Source organism: Calothrix sp. FACHB-168, from assembly GCF_963889195.1.
In the GTDB taxonomy this organism is placed as follows: Bacteria; Cyanobacteriota; Cyanobacteriia; order Cyanobacteriales; family Nostocaceae; genus Aulosira; species Aulosira anomala_A.
This window is the reverse complement of record NZ_CAWPNJ010000048.1, coordinates 42962-66099: the sequence shown is the minus strand read 5'-3', so window position 1 is coordinate 66099 and position 23138 is coordinate 42962. Positions and strand designations below refer to the sequence as shown.

The 23138-nt window shown below is 41.5% G+C and carries 17 protein-coding genes and 3 pseudogenes; 3 read left to right on the top strand and 17 right to left on the bottom strand.

Translation table 11 applies throughout. From position 1 onward, the window contains the following. Nucleotides 1-602: IS630 family transposase (locus AACW45_RS26780; protein WP_206758484.1), on the top strand; the 602-nt coding region annotated here is incomplete at its 5' end. Nucleotides 603-651: 49 nt separating this feature from the next. Continuing rightward, on the top strand, nt 652-1104 hold the full coding sequence (locus AACW45_RS26775; protein ID WP_242045772.1) for a helix-turn-helix domain-containing protein: 453 nt from the start codon (nt 652-654) through the stop codon (nt 1102-1104). 116 nt (nt 1105-1220) lie between these two features. On the opposite strand, the pseudogene AACW45_RS26770 reads toward AACW45_RS26775, so the two are convergent. Then, nucleotides 1221-1568: pseudogene (locus AACW45_RS26770) on the bottom strand (transposase); the annotation flags it as partial. Nucleotides 1569-1614: 46 nt separating this feature from the next. Between AACW45_RS26770 and AACW45_RS26765 the strand changes: the two are divergent. Further along, nucleotides 1615-1779, top strand: a complete 165-nt coding sequence (locus AACW45_RS26765) for a hypothetical protein (RefSeq protein ID WP_190636004.1) — start codon at nt 1615-1617, stop codon at nt 1777-1779. On the opposite strand, the pseudogene AACW45_RS26760 reads toward AACW45_RS26765, so the two are convergent. From AACW45_RS26760 to AACW45_RS26685, 16 genes and pseudogenes are all read right to left on the bottom strand, one after another. Beyond that, nucleotides 1769-1963, bottom strand: a pseudogene (locus tag AACW45_RS26760) (ISKra4 family transposase); the annotation flags it as partial. The gene AACW45_RS26765 and the pseudogene AACW45_RS26760 overlap by 11 nt on opposite strands. 29 nt (nt 1964-1992) lie before the next feature. Next, nucleotides 1993-4173, bottom strand: coding sequence for an AAA family ATPase (locus AACW45_RS26755; protein ID WP_190636002.1), 2181 nt, complete (start codon nt 4171-4173; stop codon nt 1993-1995). Between the two features lie 68 nt (nt 4174-4241). Further along, complete coding sequence (locus AACW45_RS26750) at nt 4242-7589, bottom strand: eCIS core domain-containing protein (protein ID WP_190636000.1); 3348 nt, start codon at nt 7587-7589, stop codon at nt 4242-4244. Nucleotides 7590-7607: 18 nt separating this feature from the next. Next, nucleotides 7608-9236, bottom strand: coding sequence for a hypothetical protein (locus tag AACW45_RS26745; protein WP_190635998.1), 1629 nt, complete (start codon nt 9234-9236; stop codon nt 7608-7610). 97 nt (nt 9237-9333) lie between these two features. Beyond that, nucleotides 9334-9720 carry a hypothetical protein gene (locus AACW45_RS26740; protein ID WP_190635996.1) on the bottom strand — a complete coding sequence of 129 codons (387 nt, stop codon included), beginning with the start codon at nt 9718-9720 and terminating at the stop codon, nt 9334-9336. Between the two features lie 61 nt (nt 9721-9781). Further along, nucleotides 9782-10930, bottom strand: coding sequence for a hypothetical protein (locus AACW45_RS26735; protein ID WP_190635993.1), 1149 nt, complete (start codon nt 10928-10930; stop codon nt 9782-9784). 661 nt (nt 10931-11591) lie between these two features. Beyond that, nucleotides 11592-11753: pseudogene (locus AACW45_RS26730) on the bottom strand (carbohydrate porin); the annotation flags it as partial. Nucleotides 11754-13646: 1893 nt separating this feature from the next. Further along, nucleotides 13647-16343: a phage tail protein gene (locus AACW45_RS26725; RefSeq protein ID WP_190635991.1), complete on the bottom strand. Its 2697-nt coding sequence runs from the start codon at nt 16341-16343 to the stop codon at nt 13647-13649. A 71-nt stretch (nt 16344-16414) separates the two neighbouring features. Then, nucleotides 16415-18508: a putative baseplate assembly protein gene (locus AACW45_RS26720; protein ID WP_190635989.1), complete on the bottom strand. Its 2094-nt coding sequence runs from the start codon at nt 18506-18508 to the stop codon at nt 16415-16417. Between the two features lie 24 nt (nt 18509-18532). Beyond that, the gene (locus tag AACW45_RS26715; RefSeq protein ID WP_190635987.1) at nt 18533-18925 is read right to left on the bottom strand and encodes a GPW/gp25 family protein; all 393 of its coding nucleotides are present in this window, start codon (nt 18923-18925) and stop codon (nt 18533-18535) included. Between the two features lie 27 nt (nt 18926-18952). After that, a complete protein-coding gene (locus tag AACW45_RS26710; protein WP_190635985.1) occupies nt 18953-19756 on the bottom strand; it encodes a hypothetical protein in 804 nt (267 codons plus the stop codon). Between the two features lie 14 nt (nt 19757-19770). Further along, nucleotides 19771-20361 (bottom strand): phage baseplate assembly protein V, encoded by a 591-nt coding sequence (locus AACW45_RS26705; protein ID WP_190635983.1) that lies wholly within the window; start codon nt 20359-20361, stop codon nt 19771-19773. Continuing rightward, nucleotides 20358-21575 (bottom strand): phage late control D family protein, encoded by a 1218-nt coding sequence (locus AACW45_RS26700; RefSeq protein ID WP_190635981.1) that lies wholly within the window; start codon nt 21573-21575, stop codon nt 20358-20360. Before AACW45_RS26700 ends, AACW45_RS26705 begins: the two co-directional genes overlap by 4 nt. A 13-nt stretch (nt 21576-21588) precedes the next feature. Continuing rightward, nucleotides 21589-22332 carry a CIS tube protein gene (locus AACW45_RS26695; protein WP_190635979.1) on the bottom strand — a complete coding sequence of 248 codons (744 nt, stop codon included), beginning with the start codon at nt 22330-22332 and terminating at the stop codon, nt 21589-21591. Between the two features lie 15 nt (nt 22333-22347). Continuing rightward, complete coding sequence (locus tag AACW45_RS26690; protein ID WP_190635977.1) at nt 22348-22539, bottom strand: hypothetical protein; 192 nt, start codon at nt 22537-22539, stop codon at nt 22348-22350. Between the two features lie 33 nt (nt 22540-22572). Beyond that, complete coding sequence (locus tag AACW45_RS26685; protein ID WP_190635975.1) at nt 22573-23103, bottom strand: phage tail protein; 531 nt, start codon at nt 23101-23103, stop codon at nt 22573-22575. Nucleotides 23104-23138: the final 35 nt, after the last annotated feature.

Genomic DNA, 23138 nt, shown 5'->3' with positions numbered 1-23138 from the left:
GAGTTGGTATCAGAGTTGAAAAAAAACTTGGTATAATTCTTAACTGTTTCAAAGGGCTTTTGGCAGAACAAAAGTGCGTCCACTACCTATGTCAGGATGAAACTAGGGTTGGACTCAAAACCTTAACAGGGAAAGTAATTACGGCCGCTGGGGTTAAGCCCACTGTAGAGGTTAAATGGCAACGAGATAATTTTTGGATTTATGGCGCGATCGCTCCCTTGACGGGACAACATTTTCAGCATGAATATCCCAAACTCAATGGTGAATATTTTCAACAGTTTTTGGACTGGTTATCTCAGCAATTAGGCGACGACTATGCAATTTTACAGATTGATCAAGCGAGCGCTCATGTAAGTTCCGTGATTCGCTGGCCTGAAAATATTATCCCTTTGCTTCAACCACCGCATTCTCCAGAACTTAATCCGATAGAAAGGCTTTGGCAGTTCATTAAAAAATCGCTGAAAAATGAACTCTTTTCTTCTCTACAAAATTTACGCGATCGCATCCAAGAATTATTTGACCAACTCACGCTTGAACAGGTTATGTCTATCTCTTCTTATAACTTTATTCTAGAAGCTCTTTTCTATGCAGCTTCATATTAAATTGGTATTAGTATCCAGTGGTATAAATACTAAATTAAATTACGTAAGCATGAAGCCTCCAGTATCATTTGCCACTTTTAATTCCGGGTCTTCTACAATGCAGGAACGCCAGAAACGATTAGCTCAGTTGATTGAGCATCTATTACAAGATGGCTGGACTCAAACGACTTTATCTGAAGCGCTCGGTGTAGATTTCACAACTGTTTATCGGTGGTTGAAGGGTAAAACTATTCCGGAAGCTGATTCTAGGAACTTTCAGCGGTTAGCTAAGGTAACTGGTGGCGATAGTGCATCATTACAACTTTACTTAGATGGCGAAATTTCGCTATCGACATACTGCCAAGGTTTGGAAAAAGAACAAGTGGAGGGTATAAAACAACATAAAATCCTGACTTCTGAACAGATTAAAAAAGAAGTTTTAGCACAAATTTATTTACTTGATCCAGCAGATATTGCAGAAGTAATTTCTACAACTGTAGCATTTTTAATTAAGCGAGCTTGAACGAATTATCAGTAAACCAAAGAGTTTTTCCCCTGCATAGCGATGGCTACGCCCGCCACAGGCATCGCTAAATATTTTGTAGCTTACGATACTTTTTAGCACTCGCTCCTTTAACCAATTGATTCAGGTGAGTAATTAATCACTTTTCCCACACAGAGCGCAAATATCGCATCTTGACGTAGATTTTCATGGTCATTTATATCTTCATAGCCCATAATTAAGCCATATATTCTTTGTGCAATTAAGCTATTAACTGGATGCAGAATTTTATTTGGCTCTCGGTAATCTTTAAAACATGCTGCCAGCCGTGATGTTATTCCTCTTTTTCTATCTAGTTCCGCAATTAATGTTAACCCTGCATCAGATGTTACAGGCTCACACTTGAAATTAACTACAACTGGACATGAATTTACCTGTTCAAATATAAACTGTTCCGGTATACAATCGTTTTTATTTGGGGTCATACTTCAAACTGCTGGAATTGTTGTCCAATATGCATTTTGGCAGTTTTTGACCCCGATTTTTTCAAGCTTTGTGAGAAATCCGGGGATCGCTTGTTGGAATGCTGGAAGTGTGATCGCTGTTTTGGGGATGTGGGGGGCGATCGCTTTTCGCTTTTTAGGAGATGAGGGAAGTGTGATCGCTTTTTGGGATGTGGAAGGGCGATCGCTGTAGTGTTTATTTCACCTTCTATTGGTAATACTTCCTGTAATAGTTTCACAGATAGTCCGTAAGACATCAAAGACCCATACTTGGACTCCAGATACAATAGTTCTTTGGAAATGCGTTCTGGTAGTAAGTTTGCTACTGGGTTAAAGCTACGAGTTGGTTATTCCTGGCACTGGCAGTGAAATAGTCGTCCTAATGGACTTGATGAAATGACTAAATTTAACGTACTAACTCATAATACTGTACAAAATCTGTCCGTTCGCAAACTTTACCCAACTTCTGATATTCCCGCTTCATCGCTAGCATCAAATGCTTCATTTTGATTGCATCTCCATCCGTCGCAGCCTGAAAAGCTGCCGCTAGTGCGACATTTTTGATATTCCCGCCAGCAATTTTAAACTTGCGTGCCAAAAATTCAAAATCCACCTCTTGCGAAATAGGTGCTTGCTTGGGAAAAATCCCACGCCAAATTTGCAAGCGATGCTGTTCGTCGGGGAAGGGAAACTCAATACTAAAATGTAGCCGTCGCACAAAGGCTTTATCAATATTTTTGCTCAAGTTACTAGATAAAATAATTATTCCTTGATATTCTTCCACTCGTTGTAACAAATAGTTGACTTCTATATTGGCGTAACGATCATGGGCATCTTTTACGTCGGAACGCTTGCCAAATAGAGCATCCGCTTCATCAAAAAATAAGATAGCATTACTTGTCTGTGCTTCATCAAATACCCGACTGAGATTTTTTTCTGTCTCACCGATATATTTACTCACTACCAAAGAAATATCTACTTGATAAAGTTCTAACTCCAAATCTTTTGCTAAGATTTCGGCACTCAAGGTTTTACCTGTACCCGAATCTCCTGTAAATAAGGCAATTAACCCTTTACCCAAACTCAGTTTGCCATCAAAGCCCCAATCCGTATAAACTTTGCTGCGGTAGCGTACCTGCTTGCATAACTCCTGCAACTGTGTCAAGGTATCTTTAGGTAGTACCAAATCCTGCCAAATCCGCTTAGGAGTGATTTTTCGGGCGAAGGTGACAAGATGCTGATTAGATTCTAGGCGGCAACCTTTCAGTAAAATTTCGTCTGTAACAGTACAATTTTTACTTTCTTGTAAATGAGCATAGTTTTCTGCGTGCTTAATGGCTCTTTGAATTTGTCCGCCACTAAAGCGAAAGGCACTGGCAAGGTAGCTGAGATTAACTTGGGGATGAATAGTATGACTTTGATTCAGGGAAGTTTGCCACAACAGTAGGCGGGAAGACTCATCAGGTAAAGGCAATTTTATTTGAATAAACTGGTAGTGTTGAGCATGATTGGGTTGCCAAAGAACATGAGTTGCTAAAAATACCAGCCCTTGAAATTGCTCAATTTGTTGCTCTATCAGTTGTATAGCATGTTTATACTTCAGTTCTTCTGTTAGCAATTCCTCCCAGCCATCAAGATAAACTATACCTTGGTAAAGTCTGGCTTCTCGGAAAGCTATATTTATCAAAGTTGAGAAGGGCAATTCTGCCTTCAGCATTTTTGGTAAATCTAACACCAGTAATGTCTGATTTCTGGCTTGGGCAACTGCCTCTGCACAAGATTTTTTCCCCGCACCTGCTGCACCGTGGAGGATACAAAGCCATGATGAATGCTTGATTTCCAAGGAAATGATTTGCTGAAGTGTAGCTTTTACTACCTCTGGTAAAATTAAGCTGTGTAGATGTCGCTTTGGTAGCACTCGCCGCACCATTGGGGTAGGATGACAGAGGCGGGAATCTAAAGTATCGCTTCCTAAGAGAAATGCTGTGATGCGGTCATCGAGTTTGAGAGAACGATTAAGTAATGGTGTGGGGCGTTCTGTCGGGTCTTCGTGAAGTAATATTAATGGTACATCCAGCAAAGGCTCTTGAGGAGCGAATATTTCCCGTGCTTGGATGCGTTCATCGATAGTTAAGCAAAATAAGCGTAGTGCTAAATCTACTGAGGGACGTTTGCGGGTAACATCATCTTGTAGGTAAGCGTAGAGCTTTTGGTAGCGTAAATTGAGTTCGGGTGCTAGGGCAAGAAGTAGTATATCTGTTTCAAATGGACTTAAATTGAAAATTTGGCAAAGGTAAGGAAGACGCAAGGATATTCCTGCTGAGAGGGTTTGTTGGATGCGCTGCTGGATTTGTGAGTGTAATGTTATCAGTTGAGTTTTTGCTTCAGTGGATGCTTGATTTTCAGTTTGGTTTGCTTGTTGGAGGAAATTGTCAATCTCTGCATCTGAGATGTATAGTCCCGAAAATTCTGCTGGTATATTTTGCTGGTGGGATGCACGAAATTGTTTTATTGCTTGTTCTAAGAGCAAATTGAGACGACGGAGTTCATCGCGGAGGTGTTCGAGGTTAGTGGTGTAGGGGGGCATAATTGAGTGCGATCGCAGTTAAATGACGCGATTTTTTGTTAATTCATATTGTAGAGGAGCGATCACACTTAACCCCCTAGTCTTGATCGTAATGGTTGTACCACTTCTGAAAAGTATTGACCAACTAGATAATCTATCTCATCACGAGCAGACCCTAAGTACTCACGAACAAAATGTCTATATTCTTGAGTTCCTTCCTGCAAACCTCTACGAGCAATCTCGGCATCCAGTCTTCGGTAGTGACGATTCCACACTAAGCGTATGTAGGAGTTATGAAGCGCATTACGACCTGCTTCTTCTGTCAAAATTCCTCTCATATTCGGAAAATCGTTTAGTTCATTAGGCGTAAAAACGCCTGGATAACGACTTAGCACTTGAAGTTCTATTGCATGATGAACTTGACCACCACTAGGAACTCTAAGTCGCCGAGCATATTCATCTCTGACAGAATTAAAGGCTTCTCGAGCACTCTCTGCTTCAGGCGTTGCAGGAGCACGACGAAGCGGGGATCTGGATGGGCGTCTATTTGGCCCTGTATACTCAACAAAAGCATCATCAACTCTGCCAATAGCACTGTCAAGCTCTGCATTCCAAGCGTCATAGGTGTGGGCATCTCTCAAGTTGCGAATGCTCTCTAGCTCATCAGCGATATCTGCTGCTTCCTCTTCAATTGACTTTGCTAATTGCGAATTTCCCGTTAGGTCAGCGATTACAGATTCTCTTTCTAACGCGGAAAGACGTTGTCTAAGAGCTGGCTCATCAGCTAATTCCGCAGCATACTCTACATACAGTTGAGCACAACGAGGAGAGCATCGAATAAGCCGTCCATGAGTTGCTGAAATTGTGTGGTTACCGATTCTAGTTGGAGCTCCTCCACCCAAACTCTCAGTAACCTGTTGCGCTAACTCTTCAGAAGCCTCCGTAATTGCTCTTGCTTCATGTCGCCCCGGTGCCCCTGCTACTTCTAAAGCCTCATCTCCACCACTGCGTAAACGTCTCAGTTGATCCGTAATACGGGTTCCAAGCCGAGGATCAATATCATCAGCTACACCACGAAGAGTTTGCATTGCTTGGAGTGATTCCTCGCCAGCATTAAGAGCTTGTCTTGCCAAGGGAGCAAGACGACGGAAAGCTTGAGCTGCCGCACCAAGATCGGCAATAAAGAAAACAATATCGAGCGCCAACCAAAAGGCTGAAGGTTCATCTTGCGAGATTGAACGAGCTTTATCAAAATCAGTTGCAGCCAGCGCACTTTCAAGTCCATATTCTTGAATATGCTCCGCAAGCATATAGCCACTAATTCCGGCTGATGTCAAGGCAGCAGCAGCAGAAACAGCGACAGCGAGGCTACTCCCACCAGTGGGAATTGCAGCCACTATCCCAAGCACAAGCGCAACACCCGCAAGTATCCAATCTAAAATACCGCTTTCGCTACGATGTTCAACTTCATCTTGGATTACACGTGCATACATTGTGTTTGGCCGCACACCCATGTCAGCCATTGTGAGAGTAACTATCTCGGGTAGTGTCCATGTATTAACTTCACCACTTTCTAATCCTTCACGAACCCGTTGAATATTAGCGAGGCGCTCATAAATGACAGCACCGACTGTTTCCGCCCTACCTAAACCGCGATTCTCAGCAATGTTCCGTAGAGATCTTACCCCCGACTCTTCTGCGAAGGCAGCAAGAACTGGATAGCGTGACTCTGCACTTGCCCGAGTTATCTCATATTCGCGCCTTGCTACCTCAATTTCTCTACTCAACCTATCGTATTCGGACTGATTAGAAATGATTTCGTAAACGTCACCCTCTAGCCTATTGTTAACATGCCTGACCAACCGTTGCTGGTTGTCGATGAGGTCTATTAATTGTTCCTTCTTCTCAGCTAAATCCTGAGATGCCCCTGCAAGACCACGGCTTGAAACTGTTTCTTCCATGCTGTAGGAATAATAGTCATACTCACCCCCCGAAATTAGTTCCCGATCAATACCATATCTAATCCGTTCTGCTTCTACCCGTCGCTCACTCTCATCTAGCAAAGTTCTAATGACGATCTGGCTTCTTCGATAGAATTGTATGAATAACGTGTCAATTTCTGCATCTATCTCTCGAGCTTGAATGCGAAGTTGGTTTACAATAGCACGTGGAAGTCGAAGTTGTTCCTCCGTACTCCTCTCAATACTGGCAATTTCTTCTTCGCGCTGTGTATAGTCACTAGAAGACCAGGGAACACCTGCCGGAACACCAATAGGGCTGTTAAAGTCTGATTCAAATTGCCTAGCTCGTTCAATCTCTCTCCGTAATTCTTCGATCCGAGCACCACGCTCATTCTCAACATTTGCGATTTTTTCACGCTCAAATTCATTTGGGAACGAATAAAGGGCACTACGTCCTCGTATACGAACGATTTCTTCTAACTGGTAACGAATATAATCAGCATCGTCAGCAAGTATAATGCCCCTAAATATAATGGTTTCGCCTGTAGGAGGAGCAGGGGAACTGATGCGAGAACCTGTGGGAAGCGTCTCAGCAAAAGTTGGTTGTAAAGCCTCAGTTTCTCCAGTAGATACTGATACTGACATAGGGGCTTCTGAGCTTGACATTGGTGCTTCTGATGTCAGTTGACGCTGGATAGTTGATTGGCTATTGAGTGTTCCTTGCTGCACCACATGGGTCAACTCATGTGCCAACAACTGTTGCCCATCCCTCGTCTCTGGACTATACCTTCCTGCCCCAAAATAAATATCCCGTTGCCGTGTAAACGCTTGTGCCCCTAACTCCCGGTTCAGTGTGTCCGCCTCGCTTCCTGTATGCACTCGCACTCCACCAAAATCCGCCCCAAACCGTGGTTCCATAATTCCCCGCACCGACTCCGGCAAGGGTTCACCCCCACCCCTCGTCCCATCTAAACGAGCTTCTAAGGCTGGGGTTACTGTCGGTGCTTGCCCAGGCGATTCCTTTGTATGAATTTTCTCCTCTTCCTCTTCTGCACATTCTGTACACATCCGCTGAATTGGCATCGGCTGAAGAGAATTTGAGTGGGTTAGAACGCCTGAATTGGTTGGCTCTGACATCCGCATTACCGTATCCGCAACCCGATCCGCTTCTTGTTCGTACAAATCCCCCGATTGCCCTACCGTTAGCTTTGCCTGAATCACCTGCCCCACATAACTATTCCCATAATTCCTTTGCAACCCCCGCAACATCCCAACCTGCGACGAACCTCCCAACGCCCCAGCAAACTGACTCGGTGGTGTTTCTGGACTACCTCCACTAACTGACCTTATCAGGCGATCGCTCATCATCCCATTGCGATCGCTCTCAGTATCCATCTGAACATCCTGCACCGGAGGTTGAGCAGTTGAAGTAGCCTTTGTGGCTTCAGGGGTGGCGGTAGAATGAGATTCAGCCATGTCGATTTGGGGAAAAAATCAATTAAATTCCAACTTTAACTGCCGATTTTCCAGCCAGGGAACTTCCCAGGTATTGCTGTCAAAACCAGCCATGCGTAGCACCGTTTGCAAAGGACAAGTAATAAAAAGCACCCGAATTTCAGCGTGAGATATTTCTATTTCAGCTCGACTTTCCAAAAAATTACGTCTTAAATATTCAGGACTGCTGTCAGCAAATGCACCTAATTTTACTGTAAATCCTCTAAGAATAATTGAGCTAACAGCCACTAAAGCAGAATCCCATTGGCGATCGCTGTTTGCTAAATTCATTGGTGATGCTGAGGCTAGGGTGTGTCTGTAGATAAACAGACTTGGTTGCTTGAGGATTTTACTTAGATGCTCTGCAAAAGTATTGGTAAAAGCGGCGTGCATTTCCGTTGTCAAAGAGGCTAGATAATTATGTAATATTTCTAACTGCGGAGGTTGAGATAAACCAGCAAATAAAGCTAATCCGCGATCGCCCATTGTTTGTTGGCAATTTGATTTTCCTAAGCATTGCAGTGCGATTAGCCAGATGAGAAAATTAGCATTGGGAATACCTTGGGGTTCAGGATAGGGGCAGTTTTGCAGAAAATTGTCAATTTTGAGGTCGATGATTGCTCCTATTAGTAAAAAGAGACCACCAAAAGGTGTGATAATTCTTTGAGTAACAGGTTGAGTTGTTTCTAGCTGTAAAGAACGCAGTAAATTTACAACTTCTGTGCCTGTAAATTCCCGCATTAGATTTGTGAGAAATTGCTGTGTGCTACCTCTACCCAAAAGGCTAAATGCGATATTCCAGTTTTCTGTTTGTAAATGAGAGATAAATTCACCCTTATTGCTTATTTTGCTGAGATTATCTCTTAATTGCAGCAAATCCTTGATAAAACGCGCTAAGTTGACATCGGGGCCGAGTTGGGGATATTGTCGCAGCAAGTTAAGATACAAGCGGGCGATATTCCGTGATGGTTGAGAAGTGAGCGTAAAACCGCTATCCAAAATAGCACGCAACTGTTGAACCCAAACAGGAAAGGTGTTCGGTAAAATTATTCTGGGGCTAGGTGGTAAAAGGCACTGATTTACAATTAAATCCACCTCTGCATCGCTGAGTATTGTTAGCAGCAAGTCTAAACGATTCCGCCGCGTTAATTCTAATAGCGCATTGAGTCCTGTATCCCCATCTTCTATAAGCACCCTGAATATGGCTTCGCCTAAAGAAACAGATTGCAAAGAACCAAATTCTTGATAATACCAATAATCCCATGCTTTACCGCGCAGTAGTTCTTCCAGGAAGCTGGCTATAAATTCTCCTCGGTTAGAAAAGATAATAACAGAACTTCCCTGCTGGCTAAGGATTTTATTAATAGCTGCGAGTAAAGCATTACTCCAAGTTGCAGCTATTTGTCTATCATCTAAATTGAATAAATCTAATGTGAGATTCACCTCCATTTGTTCGATGCAAATAATTGCTTTATCGTTGTTATGAAGATTTTGCAGTTGATTTTCTAAAGCAGCAGTCAAATACTCTTGAGCAATACGATCTAAACGACGCTGGAGGGAAGAGGGATTATCCAGCGAACGTGAGATGTTGTATTCAGCATTAAATTGATGAATACGAAGATTTTGCATGAGTTCTGAGAAAGTTGATGATTAACTAACTTTGCAATTACTTTACTGCTCTCGTAATCTGTAGGTAAAACCTGATAATCTACCCGCAATTACAAAATTATCCAATTGGTGGTTGTTCTCCTTGACTTTGATGAACTCCAACAACATTACCTTGGTAAATTAATAAATCAACACTGCTACCTGATGGAATATTCCACGAGGTTCGACGGAAATTTCTGAGGGAGCAAGCTTCAGCTTCATCTACTTCTCTAGGATTAGATTTTATTTTATATTTTCGCATTAATTCGCTGACTTCAGCAATTGGTCTGTCATAAACATCCATTGCAGTCAAAGTATCAAAATTTGTCAATTGTTGTAAAGAAGTATTTGCTAAATCTTGAGGAAAACAATCCAAAAAGTTAGTTACCATTTTTAAGATAGTTTCTGTGCGATTAAAAGCTGTACTCGCAGCCCTAAAGGTTGTATATCTTTTACCGTCTTGCATCTCTCAATCCTCATGGAAGCTAAATTTCTCACATTTGCGGATTTACTCAGAAGTTGAAATTTTATCCTTGTGGCCTGGATAAAGTTCTTTCTAATCTTTTTAGTAGGTCAAGATCGCAGCATCCTAATTCTAATAATCTTTCTACCGCACTAAACAGGGGTTCCATCCAATAACGTAAAGAAGGGCCAGTAATTAATTGTCTGCGGACTATATTACAGATTTTGTCAATTTTATGTCCCTGTATTGTTAAACACGCTAATATTACTCCTTCTTCTTCGTCACACTCAGCACAGGGTACTAATATAGCATTACAGAAGCAATCGATGAGTAATTGTAAAAGTAATACCAACATCAAAACAGCAGCATTATACTTTTGTTGCGGAGTATCTGCTGTTTTATATTTATTTTCGATTTCTGCAACTTTATCTGGTAGGTTACACTTTGTTTCTGGTTCCCTATTATAAAATTCCAAGACATAACTACGCAGTTGATAAAAAGCAGTATCCAAAGCATTGGGATTATTGGAAAATTCTTTCTCTGATTCTGCGGCTGCGTTTAGAGTATTACCAACTCTCAAAAATTTGGTAATGCACTCTCTTACTTGACCTAAAAAACTATCATCGGGTATTAAATTATCACGTTTTATGTCGGCTTTTTTTTCTACTAATTCAAAGCGAAAACTTTCCCGAATGCGTGAAGGTTGGCAACGACTGTTACCACAACCATTATCACGAATCAAAGCCGTAACAGGGTTTGATAGTTCTTCATCATAGAAGAGAACTAAATAATATTCTTTTGTTTGGTCTACTTGTTGCGATTTACTACTACGAATTTTGGTTCCACAATATGGCTCTTCTTCCTCACGCTGTTTTTCTAAGCAATCGAAAACGTTAACTTTTTCAGATTGACAAAGAACAATATCATTTCCACAACAATCAATTGCGTAACCTGATTCTACAATTACACTGCCATCACAGCAAGGATCGCAACGCACTGCTAAACCACAAACTACTCCTGTTCCTACTAAATATCGATTGTGGAGTTTGTTTTTTTCAATTACATATCTTTGGGCGGCTTCTAAATCTTTATCAGTTAATAGCTGACCGCCAAAAAAACGCGGGCGTTCAAAGCATTCTATATCACCACAACTAGAGCATGTTTGAGGTTGAGTTGTAGTTTTCTTGCCTTTCTTTTTGGTTGATTTATTCATAGACGAGCTAGATGAGTAAGCCATGATTTTAATAACCTCTTGATTATTTTATGTATTGTCTGTAAAATTTTTTGGAAAATAGCTAACCACCTCCTAATTAATTTTTTGCGAACTTTGGGCGGGTTTCACTAATCCAAAACCAACTTTCAAATAGTCCTCCTTGAATTCCAAATTTACTACTTTGTGGTCGATTTCCTGTAGGAAGTTTTCCACGTAAAAATTCGGCATCAATTGCTTTTTTATCTCCATCTACAACAAAATCACCACGTAATAAAATCCAGATTTCGTTAAATTCACTGAGAATTTTTTCATTCACAGTAAAAGCTACACCTGGAGCTTTCTTGCTATCACTTTCTTTGACACTATTCCTTTGAATTTGACCAGGAATAATATTTCCTCTTTCATCTGTAGCTAATTCAAAAGTTACAGGTATAACTTCTCCTTGAATTGCACAACGACAGACTAAAGAAGGATTATTTGCTTCGGGTTTTGCTATGAGAACTTGAAATACCCGTTCGTCAATTTGAGAGATATCGATTTCTGTGAGAGTGTTAATCTCTTTACCAAATCCAATGACAAACCCTGGTTCGGCTTGTCTGTCTCCTAGACGATTTATAAGTATGGGAGGATTCAGGCTTGTATTATGTTCCCAACTTAAGGCGACAATTCGAGTTAAATCTGACTCAAAATTAGCGGTACGATCTTCTAAGTCAGCAAGTCGCGCCTCAATTGTATCAATTCTTCCCCTGAGTGTAGCTAACTCCGCCGCAAATTCTGCCTGTAGCCTTTGCAGAGTCTCTAAATCTTCTTTACTTACACCATCCTGACTAACTTTAGTTTCCAGCGCACACATTACCAACTTGCGTAGGTTTTCTGTGCTGGTTACTAGGGGACGAATTCGGTTATCAATATCTGCATCATTAATTACCTGATTCTTTGTATATTCTTGAACGACTGCTAAAGGCACACAAAAATCTTCTGGACATTCTGGACAACCTTCTAAAGCCCGCCAAACTATTTCCTGACAAGCTTCTTCTTTGACATCAAGCACAGATACTCCACCACCAGGTTGGGTAGTTCCTTTCCCGGCTACGTATAGTGTTGATTTATCTGTGTCTAAAAGTATATCCTCTGGTGCGCCTATCACCTCTATTGGTTCGGATACTGCGTTGATGGGAAGAGTAGCAATTTTTTCACCATTAATTACTCTCACTTTACCCTTGTTACTATCATCTTTTGATACCACATAAGCCCATTGTCCGGAATTGGAAGCAGTAATTGCTATGGGTGTCTCAGTTCCAATAGTTACTCCCAACGATGTGGCTGTGACAGCGCGAATTTCTGGGAAAGCTGGGGGTTCTTCGGTGATGCGGAAAGCCCGGACTTTTTTATCACCAGTAGGGGGAGTTGTCACAGTATAAAGCAGAGAACTATCACCTGCAACCGCCAGCAGGCTGGGACTTTCGCCTAAATTAATTGAGTAGGTGACTTGAGAATCCAGAGGTAATTTTAATGTTTCCGTCTTACTGATTTGAATTTGATTACCTGCACCATCTGCAATCAATAGCCATTTACCATCAGGACTCACTGTTATTGCTTGTGGATCATTGAGTATGGTTCCAGGATGGCTGGTATTAGTAATTTCTAAGTCTTTGGCTGAATTTGGATCGATTCCAGATGTTGTATTAATTTCAGTTTTCCAAACGATCAGTTTTTTGGGATCGGCGTTAATATCGAGGGTATAAATTCTGCCATCAGCGGGAGAAACAACTACTTGTGGGGGGCTGGTTAATGCTCCTGATGTTAATGTCAAATTATTAACAGGGGTTGCAGGGTTTTCGACATCTATGACTTTTAAGGAATAATTATCTGTGGCACCTTCCCCGTAACAAATTATATATAGATATCTGCCAGAGGGTGCGATCGCCATATCTACACCCTGTACACCATTTGTCCCAATTGCAATACTTCCCAGAAGTAAATAGTTAGTTGTATCGTAGATGGCGATTTGACTGGGATTTGCAGATGTCAACACGTAAAGACGTTTTTTCCCTGTATCCAACACCAACCGAGATGCTTGCGCTAGATTGATGGTACTTACCCAGTTTAAATTCACTCCAAAGGGTTCGCTAATGTGAGGTTTTGGTAGTTTATCTATCAGTTGCACATCTACCTCAAACCCCTCAAAAATACGGTTGGCTTCATATCCTGTGGTGTCGCAACCACAGTCAGAGTAAAGTGCAGGTACATACTCTGTTTTACACTCTGTGTAGCAAAGGGAAATCAGCAGATGTTTTCCTGTGAGTGTGGGATCGTTAATTTGCGGTGCAAGTGCTTTTACGATGTCAACATAGACTGGTTCCCGCACCCAAATTTCTCTACCGCAGCAATCTAAGGCTAATCCTGGTTCAATAATGATAAAGCGATCGCGGCAATCGAGATGAGGATGTTGTACTACCTTTAAACCGCAAACTGTCCCGTAACCGTGTAAATAACGATTGTGCTGGCGATTTTTACCAATTTGATATTCCTGTTCTGCACTAAAATCTCGCTCTGTCAAAAATTGTCCTGTAAAATAATTCAACCTTTCCGCAGTTGAAATATCACATTCTATACAATCATTTTGGTAATTTTTTTGAGTTTTTTTCATCACTTCTCCCAAGCTATTCAAAATTTAAAACTTTGTTGTTTTCTTCTTCTCTATTTTTCCTTTTTTTTATAACTGAGTCGTTACTCCTACACGTTGATTTCCTACTTGCATTCCTACGGTTTTACTTTCTTGGCTGCTATTAAGCACAGCATCGTATCCTAAAGTTGCACAGTGATTTAGTACCAAACGTGGATAATTTCCTACCAAGGTGTTAAAGCCAAGGGTAGACTGTACTCCAACGCGAAACCGCGGTTCAACTTTATGTAAGGTATATTGTGTATGACTTGGTTTTTCGGCTACAATTAAGGCACGAATTTGAGTTTCTCTATCAGAACGAGTTTCAGTGGCGGGAATAAATACACTAAAGCGATGAGCAAAGGCGGAAAACATATCACTGATTGGTTCTGAAGTTCCCTGTAAAGTTAAATTTCCCAAGTGAGAATTTTCTCCTAATTGTGGGTAATTAAGAATTTGATTTCCCCACAACACCGCACCTCTTGTTAAAGAAGATTGACTGTTTAAAAATAACCATCTACGCAAACGAAAGTGTTCTAAAATTTCCACCTCCACCCCAAATGCTAACCTCAGCATGAGCTTTAACCCGGCTACTGTTCCTCGTTGACGATATAATTCGGGTGCATGACGTAACAAGCGACGGCAAGTTGCTAAAGACCAACCTTGGTAAAATTTCATATCTACCCAAGCAGCCAACCACTCTAAAAATTTGCGGTCTGGTACTCCATCTGGGTCAAAATATTCAGAAATGTGGTCAATTTTGTTTTCCACACTCCCGAGTACGGTTTCAAAGATTGAGAGAAAACGTTCCAGAAAGTCTTTACTTACCAAGTCTGCTTGATAAACTGCTGGTAAGTATTGTAAATAACTCAAGCGCGGGAAATAAATTTTTAGTCGCTTGAGAATTGGGGTAATCGTACCATTGCCGACAAATTCAATTTTGAGCCATAAAAACCGACCAGGAGGACTTAATATAAGAAAATCTTCAGCATTCAATTGTCCTGTATGCCAATCTTCAGGTTGTAATGCTTGAATATCTACTTGGGTTAGTTTCTCTTCTGATGTGTAAGTCCAAAATTTAATACTTGTACCTATAGGAATAGAGTCTGTCTGCAAAATAATTTTGTGCCACTGACAACGGTAAATATTACTATCGAGAGGACGAGAAAAATATGTACCCTGAGTTTCAAATGTTTTGGGTGGAGGAATCAGACTAACTTCTCCTAAATCACCACCAACAGCAATAATATCGCCGTTTATATCTGTTGCCAAACTGTTACAGTCACCTTTGCAAGTTCCACAATAGCCTTGATAGCCTTTGTGCAAATCAAAGCGATGTAAACCCTGGCTATTTGCTAAAATTAACTTACCATCAGCATCCACAGTTACGGCTGTGATGGGAAATTGACCAACAACTTCACCAAGAAAGGAAATTTGTTTAATTACTCGTCCTTGGATATCTAATACTTTGACGTAATCTCTACTACTATCAACTACATAAATATTGCCCTCAGCATCAATTGCTAAATGAGTGGGACTAACAAATTCCTCATGATATTCTAAGGGATAAATATCTGACCATTCAACTAAAATATCTGTTGCATGTTTGGCGTTGAGAATTTCTAAGATGCGTTGACGCGCTGCATCAAGAGTATCTATTTGAGTGCTAATAATTGTAACTTCGCTAAGATTATTGGGGTTGCGTCCTAAACTGCGCGACCATTGTTCTAAGCGACGGCGTTCAGGGATAAAAATGAAGCGATCGCCTGGCAAGTTACCATACAATACCTGAAAAAAATTAGCCCGGAGATTTGTACCATCAAAAGCTATAAAATAACGCTGGCGATAGTCATACTTTTGCAATCTATGATTGCCTTTATCGGCAATATAAACATTTTCTGATCTATCAACTACCACATCCCAAGGTTCGTTAAATTCTCCGGGATTATTACCAGCATTATTTCCCCAAATTGTTGTTAACACCAGATGTGGTAAAGCAAAAACCTGGAGGCGATGATTTTGCGAATCTGCAACGTAGAGATTACCTTTTGGAGAAATTGCTAATCCACGAGGTTCGTTAAATTGTCGGGGTGCATTTCCTAAACCACCCACGCAAGGTAAATAATCTAGGGAAGATTGACAAATTTTCCCAGCAGGTAAATATTCAGGGTAGGGTGCTTCCCAAATCTCAGCAATAATTTCTTTTGCTAATTCTCGTTCCTCTGTTACCGGATTGCATAAATTTGTTGTTATTTCTGGTGGTTGAGTTTGGATGTAGCAAATAATTAATTTACTGGCTTGAATTTCATCAAATACTCTCTCTTTAATTACCTCCACCTCGGCAAAACTTGCGGGATCTTGCCGAGCAGCCCGCCAACGTTCTAATCTTTGAGCAGTGGGAACATAAACAAAGCGATCGCTTTTAAATGGCCCTTGGCTAATGCGGAAAAACTTTGCCCAAACTTGTAATTTATCCCGGCGTGTCAGTCGAAAAATTTGATGTTGTGTGGCATCAGCAATGTAAATTACTCCTTGAGCATCCACAGCTACCCCTGTGGGATTTGTCAACCCACCAAAAGTACCTTGAGCATCCTTTAAGGGAACGGGTGGACTAGGTAGTAATGATAGTTGCAAACCTTGGGGCGAAATTTGCACTTGTGTCACAGTCTGAATACGCCAACCATCCTCAGGATTCTGTCCCTGTTGGTTATCTAAAATAAAATAAGTTGGGGAAGTAATTTCAGACATCGTTTGCTCCTTTAGAGGGCTAAGGGTAGAGGATAGAAGGGAAAAAATTTCCTAAAATTACATTTTTCGCATCAGCCATTAGGTGTAAGGGTGACATTAATATCATGACCATCGGAAAACACTAAGAAGCCTTTAGGTATTTGGGCACTAGTACAAGGTGAAAGGCGATCGCCATCTACAACAATCCGTAATTCGTCTATCCTTTGCACGCCTTCTACTATCAGCACCCGACGAAAGACTTCTGAATGTATCACTTCACCTCCCAACTCCCAACCCAAACCATCTTCGCCACCTGTGAGGGGATTGAGATAAGTGTGCAAAACAGTTTCAATATTGGTTTTAACTGCGGCAGGATTGGCTGTTGGGCGAGCCAGAACAGTTGCTTCAATTTTTACTTGTACGTATTTTGGTGGCGCAATGAATACCTCTGTAGTTAACAAGCGGTGACGGTTGAGATAGGCACACACAGCTTGCATGGTAGCTTCGCTAGGAATAGGTTTAGGATCTTTGCTGTCGGGAATAACGATGACTGTAATTGCACCTGGTACTGGTGTATCCGGAAATTGGGGATGGTAAAGCGGTAAAGCATAGGCGCGACGGATACGAACTCCTGGTGTTTGCTGTGCCAAGAATTCAAAATCTTGGTTAGTCACAGCACGGCTGCGGGCTTTGATTTCTTTGGGGGCACGGGCTTTGGTATCTTGAATTAATTCCTCATCTGCTCCTCCTTCAGCAGCCCAGTAATTACTAACTTTATCTACCCCTGGCGCTGGACTTTGTAAATCGCTAATTGTCCCCGCACCAACATTTCCCCTAGCACCGCCACCATAGCGGTAGTAGCGCACCACAAGATTGTTGATACCTGCTAAAGGAATTCGCCCTTCTTCACCGTCACCAAAAGTAATTTCACCAGTGGTGCGATTGAGGATATAGTGGCGATCGCTAGCATCAGAATTAAAAAAGTCTTCTACTTCTTCCCATGCTTGCGTTCCTTGTCCTTCATCCACTTCTAGCAAAAAGCCTTTGATTAATTCTCGTTCTCGTAAGGCTTTATCTAACGCTAGTCTTTCAACTTCGTTAGGGTTAGGGGGTTGGGCTGCTTTTACCCGTAGTCGTTCTTCTACAGGACGCAACGCCGTGGCAAAAATGGGGGCGTTACGCAGGCGAAAACTTTGGTTTGGTTGGCCGTTACTAGAACCTAATACTTCATCCCTCACCGTAGTAATGGCGGTTGCACGTACAGTATTAGTTAATACTGCATCTAATTCCGGGGGATTATCATACTGAGAATTTTCTAGACGACAGCGAATCCAGTAGAGTTGTTCTAAGACTGAACCCACAATACCTTTTTGTAACCCATTGGGTGGTTTAGGGGTGCGAAAATATACATGGCCAGTTTGAGTTAATGCCCTAGTTTCATCTTTGAGGAGGCTAAGTTTACTCCAATCAGCACCATCCCAATATTCCCAAACTACGGTAGCTGCAACAGGTATCTGATTTTCTAGTAAATCGCACCGATGTACTGGGGCTATAGCAGCATCTATAAACACTCGTATAAACAAATTCACTTCTGCTTCGGGGAAGGGATTATCTGAGGCAAAACCAAGCAATAGGGCATTGTTATTCTCAGGACTACTACCAAAAGCTGGATAATGCTGCTGAGGAATCTGATTTGCTTGGGTGTAATCTGTATAATTTGTCCCGTCAAACACTAATAGCGATCGCAGGATTGCCCCCAGAGCAATTAATGGTTCATCAGTTTCAAAAATTACCGGTTCTTCTGCGGCAGGAGGTAAGCTAGGAGATGCCAAGGCGCTGGGTGGTGGTGGTTGTACTTGGGCACTGACCCTAGTACCTTTGGGTATAAAAATAATTGAGGGACTGGGGACAACCAAAGTAAAAGTTAATTCCGTCTGAGCTGGCGTTGCGGGTTTTTGTTCAATACCAATTAGTTGCAAAAACTTAATATAGTTGCGTTCAGGAACCCGGTTAAGGCGAAACAAAATAATTTCACCCAGCCAGGAAAATAATTGCATCATGGTGATGCCAGGATCGGACAGGTTATGATCAGTCCATTCCGGCGCATATCGGGGGATTAAGGAACGCAACTCCCGGAAAAGTTCATCATATCTGCGGTCATCTAAATTGGGTGGTTGTAAAGGCATAATAATTAATTAGGAATTAGGAATTTAAGGCTCTGTTAAATAAAATGGATAAACTAAATTGCGTTTGGCGTTGTTAGTCCGGACTCGGTAATCTACATAAATTAATAAGCGGTTGTCACTGTCGAGAAAGGATTCAACTCGCACACTTTCTAAATTGATTCGCGGTTCAAATTCTGTCAGGGCTGCTTGGACTTCGTAGGCGATGGAACCGCGTGTTCCTGGATTATTGGGAGCAAAAACATAATCATGGATACCACAACCGAAATTAGGTTCCATTACCCGTTCCCCTTTCGCGGTACTCAGAATAATCCAAATAGATTCTTCAATCTTTTGTTCGTTACTGGAGTAGGAAAGCCCTCCACGGGAATTTATCCGCATGGGAAATTGCCAACCGACTCCCAAAAATTCCCGTGACATTTCTACCTCCTGAGAAATTTAAATTAACTACCCCAACCACTGTCTAGAACCGATGGGTACACCTGTTAGCGGATTAGCTGGTTGGTAAAAAATTCGACTAACATCTAAGTCACCTTGCATTAATACCCTTCTGTTAGGAAGAGGAATAATTTCCACATCTCCTGAAGGTAAAAGCCGAATTATTGCTCGTTGTCCGCTGCTAGCACCATCTCTGTTACTAATCTCAATTCGGGCAGAGTCACCCTCGCTAAAAATTGCCAATGAACCAATAATCCGACCTGACTGATTACGCAGAAATAACTCAATTTCTGTCGCGTCTTCCGGCTTTTGGTTTTCTCCCAGTTTGATACCAGCCCGAATCACATCCAGAATCCCAATAAAATTTATTGCTACACTGGGGGCACTCAAACCAGAAATTGAGCCTGTTTTTTCGTTACTAACAAAGTAAGTGCGGAAAAAATATTTAAATCCTGTATCTTGTTTCTCAAAGACGGGATTTTTTTCTCCCGCAGGCACAAATAAACCTTGCCAAGGTTCCGATTCACCAGATTTAAAAGCAAAGGGTTTCGATTGCAAATCTGCCAATGCTTCTCCGGGGTCAGGTTTCCAAAGTTTCGCTGTGTCATCCCAAATTTCAGCAAAACCTGCTTGCTGACGATAAACAAAAAATCCGGCCACTTTTTGCTGATTTTGTTCAAATTTTTGACCGTTGGGGAAGGTGATATTACCAGAGTAAATTTCTACTGGCTTTTCTAACACTGCCAAATTTAGTTGGCTGGGTATTGCAGGGTCAAATTTAACAGTGGGAAGTGGTACTGACAGAGATGGCATTTACTTTCCCTCCTTTACAGTCCAAAGGTGTTTCCAGGTGCTGGCGTGTAAGCAGCAGCAGAAATACTCCCCGCAACTACTACGGTTCCCGCAAAGCTGGTAGTGGGAGCATTCACAGTCAATTGGGTAGAAGCGGTAATATCTGCTTGTAAGCAATTGATTGTCAATCTACCTGTGGGTGCAGAAATTTTGATTTCTTGTGTTGCTTCATTTATCGAAATTTCATTACCACTTCTGGTTTTCAGTGTAATTTTTTCTTGTCCAAGGCGATCGTCAAATTCCAGGATATGACCGCTAAATGTTTGCAACCGCCGCACATTTGGGTCAATTCCTTCATTTGGTGGTCTGCCTTCCTCATTCCACAAAAAACCCACAATATACGGATTTTGCATATCTCCATGATCAAAAGCCACCAGCACCTCATCGTTGACTTCTGGCATAAACCAACTTCCACGGCGATCGCCAGACATCAGGGTAGCAATTCGTGCCCAGTAACTTCTGTCACCTTGTTCTTGGAAATGGTAGCGTATTTCCACCCTTCCCAAATTAGCTGGATCATCACGATTGACAACAACCGCTGCAACCACACCATTCATTTGGGTCATCGGTTTTCCTCCTCCAAACGCGCTTCAAATTCTGTGATATAGCCACTAGCGTTGATAGTATGGGTAGTTGATTTCACCACATATCTGCCGTCAAAAAGAATACCTAACTTTTGCATCTGAATTATGCTACCTGCTCGTAAATCCGGTGTACCAACGGTTGAACCCTTACCAGTGACTAAATCTCTAGCGTTTTCTGACAATCGACTGAGGGCATATTGTCTTGCTTCTGCTTGATTGCGAAATGAACGATCGACAATGACTTCACTGCGTTCTCGAAATCCTTCTTCAATAGAGTTTAACTCCCGGCGATCGCGCAGTCCTCTGGTTGGTAATTGACTGCGGTCTACTGTCACCGTAATACGTCTTCCCCGTGAAGCATCCCAAGCATTGATAGTCACAGAATAAACCTGACGACTAGTGGTGAGGGTTGGCTGAAATTGAATTAAAGATTTTCCCCATTCCAAAATGTAAGATATTCTTCTTTCTTGACCGAGGGGACCAAAAAAAAGATATTGTCGGGGTAATCTGACACCATCTCCCTGTCTAAGTAACAAGTTATAACCATTACGGTGGGCGCGTTGTAGCAAGAACACTATGTCATATTGATTGTTCTGAAATACATGTTCATTAACAGATTCTTGGCTTTTGGCATTGTCGTCAATGCGAACTGGAATCTCTAAATTCCCAATTCTAAAATTTCCTCGTCTTCCTAATTCTTCAGCAATTTCACTATCTCGTTTGTTTGTATAAATATGTGTAGTTTGACGATTCATCAATTCACGTAGGGCATTTTGACCGCTAACTTTCAGTGTTGGCTGACCGCTTTCAGGAAAATTTGGTGTAATTCTTGTAATTAATCCCACTAACATTAACTGTAATCCTGTATCTTCTCCTCTAGCTGCTGCTGTTGGTGGAAGAAAATAACCCATCCAAATTTCAATTTTGTTTCCCGGAAAAAACAGTCGATTGGGTTGTGTAGTAGTATTTTTAGTAGAGCCTGTATATTTAAAATCCTGTTGCGTCGCATCCCAATTATTGACAGTAATTTCAAACGAGTCTATTTGGTCAATGTTGTCGCTGTAACGTACATCAATGACATCTTTGCCCGCATATTCAGGTAAACTTTCACCATCGATTTTGATATCAAAAGCTGGGACATAGAAGTCACGATTTCTATAAATTTCCCGTAACTGAAATTCTGTTGCTACTGTCATAGTTTATCCGACCTTAAATTACAGATTCAGTGCGAATTGGTGGAATTACTAATGTTGTTCCCGGACGAATACGTCGAGGATCATCAATATCATTTGCTTCGGCAATACGTCGCCATTCCGCAGATGTTTGATATTCTCTAGCGGCAATTCTATCCAGACGTTCCTGGCGTTTAAATATCCTGGCTTTGGTATGATCGGCAGAATTTAACCTTGATGCCATTTGTTCAATAGTTTGATATTCGCGCAATTTCACTGTCAGACGGGCACGTAATGGTATTCCTTCACGACTAAACAGGGTAAATTTACGGTCTACATTTTCGACAATGCAGGTAAACCAAAAAGGGGCATTAGAAACAACAGAAAACGAAATAGAATTCAGAAATTCTGCTGTTTCTTGATATTGGGGTGGACCCCAAACAAACAGACATTTTGGTGGTGCGTGGCTTTCACGGTCTTGTTTCACCAATTCGTAAAATTTATCAGTCAAATTTGTGACGCTGCGGGCAGTTATGCCCATGCCATCATCAGTAGTATCAAAAAATAGCTCCAAAGTTAGTGTTTCCGTACCACCACGAATAAATTGCTGTACGGGTGCGTCTAATCCGGGAATTGGGATGTCAGCAAATTGGGCATTTTTACTAAAGTTCAAATCTGTGGGATTGAATTGCACCTCGACTTTCCAGGCTGATTCGTCGCTATCTGGTGCTGCTCGTTCTTTTTTAGTTAAGTTAATAAAATAAGCTTTTTGTAATGTCATATTTCACCTCACACCTTAAAAAGGTTCAGGAGTTGTAGAACGATTTGTAATTTCTCTTTCTTGCTTGGCTTGTTCTGCGGCTGCCATTTCATCTCTTAATTTCATCATCACTTGCTGTACAATCTGTTCCATCACTGCTTCCGATAGCATATTATTACTATCAACAACATTGACTCTGCTACTTAAATTTCCAATAGTGACTGCCATCGTTAATACCTCTATTTAAGTTTGTATTCAAGGCTAAAATGCCGACCCAATAGCATTTCCTACCTGTGCTAATGCTGTTCCTGCTGAAAGTAATTCCAAACCCTGATGAGCAATTTCTAATGTTTCAATAGCAATATTGCTTTGAGATGCATTAAAACTTGGCCCTGCCCATTTCATCGGTAAACCGCTTTTAAATATCCATGTTTTCACGGGGATTTTGAGTTCGTTCTGCATAATAATTACTCCATCCCGACGTTTACCTTGACCTTGAACATAAGCTGAGTGCCAATTCCACAAATCTTCTGATAAAGTTACACCTCGTTTGAGAACGATATTGGCATAGGTCATCCGGGTAAAGAATTTATGGACAAAGCGGTTTTCGCCTCCTTCGGAATATTCTTCCATTTGCATAGTGGCTTCTAGTCCGCTGCATTCACTAAACCCTCCGCCGAGAACAAAGTTGGCTACTGATGTTAAAGTTGCTAGGGTACTGGAACTATCAAGCAATGAGATGTAAAAATTAAATGCAGGAAATGGATCGGAACGTATACCAGGAATTGCCATAATACTTACCAAAACTAGTTTTTTAAAGTTGGAAT